The sequence below is a fragment of the Magnetococcus sp. PR-3 genome (assembly GCF_036689865.1).
In the GTDB taxonomy this organism is placed as follows: Bacteria; Pseudomonadota; Magnetococcia; order Magnetococcales; family Magnetococcaceae; genus Magnetococcus.
Genome location: NZ_JBAHUQ010000006.1, coordinates 150,623 through 158,750, shown reverse-complemented (window position 1 = coordinate 158,750; position 8,128 = coordinate 150,623). Strand labels below are relative to the sequence as shown.

Annotated in this window: 5 protein-coding genes; 2 read left to right on the top strand and 3 right to left on the bottom strand. The window is 53.4% G+C overall.

Annotated elements, in window-relative coordinates; all coding sequences use genetic code 11:
• Positions 1-1,695, top strand: a 1,695-nt coding sequence (locus tag V5T57_RS06365) for an SH3 domain-containing protein (RefSeq protein WP_332890338.1), incomplete at its 5' end; no start/stop codon positions are given.
• A gap of 217 nt (positions 1,696-1,912) precedes the next feature.
• A complete protein-coding gene (locus V5T57_RS06360) occupies positions 1,913-5,848 on the top strand; it encodes a response regulator (protein ID WP_332890337.1) in 3,936 nt (1,311 codons plus the stop codon).
• A gap of 6 nt (positions 5,849-5,854) precedes the next feature.
• On the opposite strand, the gene tsaD is transcribed toward V5T57_RS06360, so the two are convergent.
• Genes tsaD through tsaE form a run of 3 tightly spaced genes read right to left on the bottom strand, consistent with a single transcriptional unit; the run spans position 5,855 to position 8,048 of the window.
• Positions 5,855-6,850, bottom strand: a complete 996-nt coding sequence (gene tsaD / locus V5T57_RS06355) for a tRNA (adenosine(37)-N6)-threonylcarbamoyltransferase complex transferase subunit TsaD (protein ID WP_332890336.1) — start codon at positions 6,848-6,850, stop codon at positions 5,855-5,857.
• Positions 6,847-7,548, bottom strand: coding sequence for a tRNA (adenosine(37)-N6)-threonylcarbamoyltransferase complex dimerization subunit type 1 TsaB (tsaB, locus tag V5T57_RS06350; protein WP_332890335.1), 702 nt, complete (start codon positions 7,546-7,548; stop codon positions 6,847-6,849). The genes tsaD and tsaB overlap by 4 nt, the downstream gene beginning before the upstream one ends.
• On the bottom strand, positions 7,545-8,048 hold the full coding sequence (gene tsaE, locus V5T57_RS06345; RefSeq protein ID WP_332890334.1) for a tRNA (adenosine(37)-N6)-threonylcarbamoyltransferase complex ATPase subunit type 1 TsaE: 504 nt from the start codon (positions 8,046-8,048) through the stop codon (positions 7,545-7,547). Before tsaE ends, tsaB begins: the two co-directional genes overlap by 4 nt.
• Positions 8,049-8,128: the final 80 nt, after the last annotated feature.

Sequence of the window (8,128 nt, the reverse complement as noted above, 5' to 3'; positions counted from 1 at the left end):
GCCCGCATCGCTGAGGAAGCTCGACTGGCTGAGGAAAAACGTTTAGCCGAAGAGGCCCGCATCGCTGAGGAAAAACGCCTTGCCGAAGAGGCCCGCATCGCTGAGGAAGCTCGACTGGCTGAAGAGGCTCGTATCGCTGAGGAAGCCCGACTGGCTGAAGAAAAACGTTTAGCCGAAGAAGCCCGCATCGCTGAGGAAGCTCGACTGGCTGAGGAAAAACGTTTAGCCGAAGAGGCCCGCATCGCTGAGGAAAAACGCCTTGCCGAAGAGGCCCGCATCGCTGAGGAAGCTCGACTGGCTGAAGAGGCCCGCATCGCTGAGGAAGCTCGACTGGCTGAAGAGGCTCGTATCGCTGAGGAAGCGCGACTGGCTGAAGAAAAGCGTCTCGCTGAGGAAGCTCGACTGGCCGAAGAGGCTCGCATCGCTGAGGAAGCTCGACTGGCTGAGGAAAAACGCCTTGCCGAAGAGGCCCGCATAGCTGAGGAAGCCCGCATCGCTGAGGAAGCCCGACTGGCCGAAGAGGCCCGCATCGCTGAGGAAGCGCGACTGGCTGAAGAAAAGCGTCTCGCTGAGGAAGCTCGACTGGCCGAAGAGGCTCGCATCGCTGAGGAAGCGCGACTGGCTGAAGAGGCCCGTGCTCAAGCTCGAGCAGAAGCCGAAGCCCAGGCTAAAATGGCGGCTGAGGCTCAGGCCAACGCTCAGGCAGCGATGGAACAAAATCAGCCTGCGGCTGAACCCCAAATCCATTGGGTGATTCAATCCCGTTCTGTGCGTGTTCGCCAGGGACCTGGAAAAAATCATACCCCTATTGGGCTGGTCCGACAGGGTGAGGTGATGGTTGCCCTAGAGACCCAGGATGGCTGGATGCGTGTTCAACAGGAACACACCCAAGCAGAATCGATTAAGGGCTGGGTTTACGCCAAGCTGTTACGCCCGGCAGCGGCGGTTGAACCCCGTGGTCCACTGGCAGAAGTTGCGGTCAAACAAGCCAATATGCGCACCGAACCCTCTGCAGAATCCACCAAGCTGCTGCGCCTCTACGCAGGGCAAGCGATGGTTATGCTGCAAGAGAGCCAAAAAGGGTGGCAAAAGGTACAACGGGCAGATGGGTTGGGGGGTGCTGGCTGGATCCGTGCTGACTTAGTGCGGGAAGTCGAACAACAAGCCAATACTCAGGTCGCTGAAGAACCCCCTTCACTGCCGCCCATGGATAAAGCCCCAACGGTAGCAGCCGAGTTATTAACCGTTCCTGCCATTCCCTCAGAAGAAGCAGCGTCTGCATCTCAAGCCTTTGTCGGTGAAGAGGGAGAGGGCCTAGAGTCGCTGGTTACACCCGATCTTGTGATGGAAAGTGAGGCTGAGCCTGAGATCATACAGCCCAACCCACTGGAAACATTGATCCACAAACGACCCAAAGATTCTGCTTTTCAGGAAGCCTTGGCTCAACTGCAGCTCGACACCCAACGCTTGGCTGGAAAAGTGTTCTTTGAGGATGTGGGCTTAAGCCAGGATGGTACCCTGATCTTGGTGGGTAGTGACCATATGTTTGAGCCGATCATTACGCGTAATTTACGGCGTCGTAAAATGATTATTCTCGCACGGGCATGGCGGGATAGTAAAAACCTGCGTGACGGTGTGAATATCATTCTCTTTAGCCGTGATGGCACCCAACAGATGCAGATGTTTTTACCTTAAGACATTGACCGTCAGCCTCCCACCTTGGGAGGCTGACGATCCAACATCTTACCCCCTTAAGCGCTCCCCGGCCTTTGTACACCTCTCAGGATCTTTCCACGTAATTCAGACTGGTGAAATTACCCAATTCCACGTATTCTTAGGGGATCTTTACCCGTGACTTTCTGTCAGCTCTCAACCCTGACACTTCATGGGCACCGTGGGGGGTATAGTAGGGATGCATCATCAAGGTGATAGAGATCCAATTTCCAACCACACTCAGGACACCACCTGTCTTGCTCCTTCCCCTGCCCAATTGAAATCAAGCACTTACCACGCAACCCGTCGTGTTCTAACCTTGGTCACCCTCTTTACACTCTTGGTGGCACTGGGGCTTGGTATTATGCTGGGGGCCCTTCCCCTACTCAATTTTTATCAAGGTCATGTTGAGCAGTGGTGGCATGCACTTTTTAACCATCTCTGGCTACTTCTGCCTGCGCTGTTTCTCATGGTGGCCTTAAGCTTTTGGTTGCTCAAGGGTGTCGTCCGGCCACTCTTACTGGCTTATGATGGCCGTATTCAAAACTTGGAACAACAACTCCACAGCCAACAGCGCCAAACCGGTACCGACCAAGCGGCACTGGCACAAGCCAAAAAGCACTCGGACCAGATGGTTCAGATGCTCAAATTTTTGCACCGCATCTCTGAAGAGACCCAAACCAGTACCGACCAGAAAATCCGTCAGGGGTTGGATTATGGGCAAGCACTTTTTGGTATGGAGGCGGCCTTTATCAGCCAGGTCCGTGATAATGTCTGCCGCATTACCTACGCCATGGGTCGTGAAGAGATGTTGCAGAACGGTAGCCGCCTACCTGTTGATAAAAACTGCTGCCTACACCAGCTTAAACCCGATAGCGAAGGCACCATCCCCCCCCTGATCAATCAGGCCTGTCATCATATGGTCTGTGCCCAGCGCTTTGGCTTTGAGACCCTGATTTCCGCCCCCTTGGTGGTGGAACATCAATCCTATGGCGTACTGGCCTTTGCCAGCCATCAGCCCGCACCACAGCTACCCCAAAAAGCTCACACCACCATGCTGCAGCTCATGGCCCAATGGATCGGTGCCCATTTGGCTCAACAGCAGCGTATGCAGGCACTACAGTGGAGTAACGAGCGGTTAGCACGTTTTCGGGCTACCCTGGATAACCTGGATGACATGATCGCTTTGGCCGACCCACGCACCTTGCGTTTTGTCGATGTCAACCGCGGTATGGTGGAAGCCACCGGCTTATCCCTGGATGAGCTGTTAACCAAAAGACTGTCGGACCTGACCACAGCAGAGGCACAATCGAGCATTGCTCAAACCATGAATCGTCTGGTGAAGGGGCAAGATCGTACGTTGCGCTTTGAGGTTACCCTACCCCAAGCCGATGGCACCGCCCTGCAAGCGGATGCCTTGGTGCAGTGGGTCGAGCTTGAAGAGGGCAAACCCGTTGTGGTGCATCTGCTACGCGATGCCACGGAACTTAAAGAGGCCGAAGGGGCCTTGCGGGTGAGTGAAGAGCGATTGAAATTTGCTCTAGACGGTTCCAATGATGGTTTGTGGGATTGGAATATCAACCATGACGATCTTCACTGCAGTCCCCGATTAGAGGCGATGCTGGGTTTTGAAACAGGTAGCCTGACCGGCAGTATGGCCCGGCTTAAGGCGATGATCCTGGAGCAGGAGCGCCCAGGGGTAGAGGCACTTTTACGCATCCACCTGGATGGCCATGTGGATCTCTACGAGGCCGAATATCGCATTACCACCGCAAGTGGCCGATTGATGTGGATTTTAGACCGGGGCAAGGTCGTTGAACGAAACCAGCAAGGCCAACCCTTACGCGCCGTGGGTACTTTTGCCGATATTACAGCCCGTAAGGATATGGAGGCCGCACTCCATGAAGCGAAAGTAGAGGCAGAGTCTGCCAGCCGTGCCAAAAGTCGTTTTTTGGCCAATATGAGCCATGAAATCCGTACCCCAATGAATGCCATTCTTGGCCTCTCCTCATTGGCACTGGAACAGGCCAAAGATCAACGCCAACGGGATTTTTTGGAGAAAATTAACCATTCCGGCCATTTTTTAATGGGCCTGCTCAATGACATCCTGGATCTTTCCAAAATTGAAGCAGAGCGCATGGATCTGGAAATTCACCCCTTCCGCCTGGATGAGCTGCTCAAACAGTTGGCCGCCAATTTAATGCCGACCTTGCGCAGCAAAAATTTGGAGGTCCACTTTTTTATTGAATCTGGTACGCCCCTGGCGCTGTCTGGGGATGGTCTGCGCTTGGGGCAGGTACTGCATAATCTACTAAGCAATGCGGTTAAGTTCACCCATGAGGGCGAAGTGCGCATCACCATAGGGGCCAAACCAGATCAGCAGCAGGCCAACCTCTACTTCTTTACCTTTCAGGTTCAAGATAGTGGTATTGGCATTCCCTCAGAGCTTCAATCTAAATTGTTTGAACCCTTTATTCAGGCGGATAGCTCCACCACCCGTCAATATGGGGGCACCGGTCTGGGCTTGGCCATTTGTCGACGCTTGATGGAGATGATGAATGGCCATATCACCCTGAACAGTCGTCCTGGTGAGGGTTCACTGTTTACCTGCTTACTCCCCATACAAGCCCAATCGGCCATGGCGGTCTGCTGCCCAGCCCCGGAGGATGCCTTTAAAGGTTTACGCCTGCTTATTGCCAGCCGCAGCCCCTCCCTACCCGATAGCATTCACTTTTCCATGCGGGCGATGGAGATGAAGACGGAACATGTGACCGAGCCAGAAGCTATGGCACAACTGTTACATAGCGGCTTTCAACCGGATGTGGTGTTGTTGGATGAAAACTGTGGCTCCCCTGAAAACCTGCTCACTGCCGTGCAGCGGATTATACAAAACAGCACCCCTAAAAAACGCCCCACTATTCTCATGACCACCCTGCACCAGAATCACGCCTTCTTAGAGCAGCTCAGCCATGCGGGTATGGATGGTCTATTGGATAAACCCCTACTACCCACAGCGCTCTATGATGCCCTGATGCGTATTCTGCACACAGGCTCTTTGGATATGGGGGGTGGTGAGGATATCAGCAGCCGAGATCATGCCACCCACCTGGCAGGCTTAAATATTCTACTGGTGGAAGATCATGAATTGAATATGGAGGTAGCCAAGGCGATTTTGGAACGGGTCGGTATTCGGGTCATAACCGCCCAGCATGGGGAGGAGGCATTGGCCTTGGTCGAGCAGACCAAAGGGGAGGTGCTGGATGCCATTCTTATGGATCTACAAATGCCTATTATGGATGGATTTGAAGCGACCATTAAAATCCGAGCCCTGGACCATTGTCACCAACCCCCCATCATTGCCTTAACAGCCAATGCCTTTAGCCAAGATCGTGAGCGGGCCCTAAAGGTGGGGATGAACGATCACATTACCAAACCCATCTCGCCTAAACAGCTCTACGAGGCCATCAGTCGCTGGACCGAGCCCAAAGATCAGCTGCTAACACATATTGATCAGCTCAGCACTGTGGGTACTCAGGAAGATGCCATCTTGCTTCCCCATTTGGAAGATTGGCAACAACAAGCGGTATTGGAACGCTTTGAAGGCAACACCACACTCATTTTAAGACTGTTGGATCGTCTGGTGGAGGAGTGCCAACTGTTACTTCCCAAAGTTGACGCTCTTTTAAAAGAGCAGAACTGGCCTGAGGCGATGGGTGTGGTTCATGGTTTTAAAGGGATCAGTGGAAACTTAGGTTTAGAAGCGCTGCAACGACAGGCCCTCTCTTTGGAGCAATCTCTCAGAGCGCACGCGGTGGATCCGCAACGGGCACAGCAACACTGGCAGACACTCTCCAGCTCTATCCAGATCTTCGTAGAATCCTACAGCAGCTGGCAGAACCCCCATGAAGTTGAGACCATGGAACCCGTGGATGATCGCCAGCCTTTAGCACCGAAGATACGCGAAGAGCTCTTGCTCCTACTGGCACAACGACAAATGCAGGCCCGGGAGCTTTACCGGCTTCATCAAGCGGCCATTGCCCAGTGGCTGGGAGAAACCCGCGCCGAAGCGTTACATACGGCCATGGAAGAGCTCGACTTTGCCACGGCAGAAAAGGTCATGATCAGCCGAGCATAACCGACCCTACACCATAAGATTGGCCACACCCTCCAGCGCCAACCCATCCACCTGACCAGCGGCATATCGGTAGGAGGCCAAACAAGCCACCATCGCCGCATTATCGGTACACAACCCCGGTGAGGGATAATAGAGGGTAATCCCCTCCTGCTCACACCGCTCGGTAAACCGTTTACGTAGGGTACGGCTGGCGGCCAAGCCTCCAGACACTGTTAAAGCCTGGCTCTCTTGTTGGCGCACAGCCCGTAGGGCTTTTTCGACCAACACATGGCCAATGCTATCGAGCAACGCAGAAAATACCGGGCCTGAGGGAGCATCTGGATTGGCTTTCTGAAAATCCCGCAGTGCGGTTTTTAACCCACTGAAGGAAAAATCCAGATTTGGCCGGTCCAACATAGGCCGGGGAAAACGGTAGAGATCGGCGGGGTGTTCCTGACTGGCCTGATCAACCGCTTTACCTCCTGGCATGGGAAAACCGTACATCTTGGCCACTTTATCCACACACTCACCTGCGGCATCATCCAGACTGCGCCCAATGACTTGCCACTGAAAATGGTCTTCCTGATGAATCAGTAGGGTGTGCCCCCCTGCAACAATCAGATGCACCACCGGCAGAGGAAAAAGATCCTGCTCAATAATATTGGCATAGGGGTGCGACTCAATATGATTAATACCAATTAAGGGAATATCCAATGCCATGGCCAGACTTTTGGCCACCGTCAACCCCACCAACAAGGAACCCAGCAACCCTGGTGTATTGGAAACGGCAATCCAGGAGAGTTGTGCATACTCTATATTGGCTGTCTTTAAAGCTTGATCCAACAGAAGATGGATCACCTCCAAATGCTTACGCGAAGCCCGCTCGGGCACCACCCCCCCGAACTCAGCATGATCCTTGAACTGAGAGAGTGTCACATTGGCCAACAGCTCGCGGTGACCTTGTATAATGGCGACAGAGGTGTCGTCAAAGGTCGTATCAATGGCTAACCCAATAGAACTCACTTGGGGGCTCCTTTTTTGGGCATTTGAGTGGTGGACTCCGGTTTGATATAGAGCGGGTTCAGTGAAGAGGCGCAGGCACTGGATGGATCCTGAGCAAATTTGGCCGTGGCCACGTCAAGTGCCTCCAACACCAGATGCTCGGTCAGCAGCATGGGTAACAGGTCAACCTGATCCAGCGGGGGTAACGTAATACGATGACGCTGCTTTAACCGACGCAAAATCATAGGATGATCCTGCGAAGCCACCCACACCTTTTGCAAATCACTTAAAACAATGTCACCAGTTGGTGTTGCCTGGTCACCCTGCCACTGGTAGTGCTGATAATAGACCTCATCCCTAAACACATTGATGGCTGAGGTTAAAACCGTTGGTTTATCGATCTGTTTACCCGCCCTACTGGCCAACAGCTCCAGACTACCCAACCCAATTGCCGGTACCTGCAACACCCGGGCAAAGGTTTTAATGGCCGCCAGACCAATACGTAGACCGGTAAAGGCCCCTGGCCCCTTCATACCCACCAATAGATCCAGTTGGTTAAGTGACCAGCCAGCACCCGCCAGCTGATTTTTGAGCATTTCATGCAAAACCCCGGAACAGCGGGTACCGGTTTCCGCCCAAAAATGGGCCACCGTCTCACCATCCTGAGCCAGAGCAATTTCGGTTCGGCTGGTTGTGGTATCCAGTGCCAGGACCTTCATGGCCGGGCCTCCTTAAGGGTGGAGAGGTCCTTTATCAGTGGTGCATACACCGCATCTTGGCTCTCCACTTTTAAATGATGCACAGGCTGATCGGGTGAGCCCTGGCGTTCCAGTGTCAAAGCCAGGGTGGGTAGATCCGCTAAAATCTCTGCTGCAATCTGGGGCCATTCAATGAGAGTAACACCCTCTGGATTAATCCAATCATCCACATCCATCATTGAAAAAGCTTCTGCCTCTTCAATACGGTAAAGATCCACATGGTAGATGGCCTGTTCACCCTGGTAGATATTGGTCATGGTATAAGTGGGCGAGATCACCGTACGGGGATCAACCCCCATCCCCCCGCAGATCGCTTTGATCAAGGTGGTTTTCCCTGCAGCCAGATCCCCTGTAAACAGGCAGATGGCATCTGTAGGTAATAGGCTTCCGATACGGTTACCCACCTGCTCCGTACGTGCCAGACTCTCCAGCGACGTCTCCCAGTGAGAGGGTGTGTTCATAACAAGATGGTCCAACATGAAAAAGCGAGGGGTGAATAGGCACACGGCTAAGGTTTTAGCCGTGGGGGATAAGGCGCTTG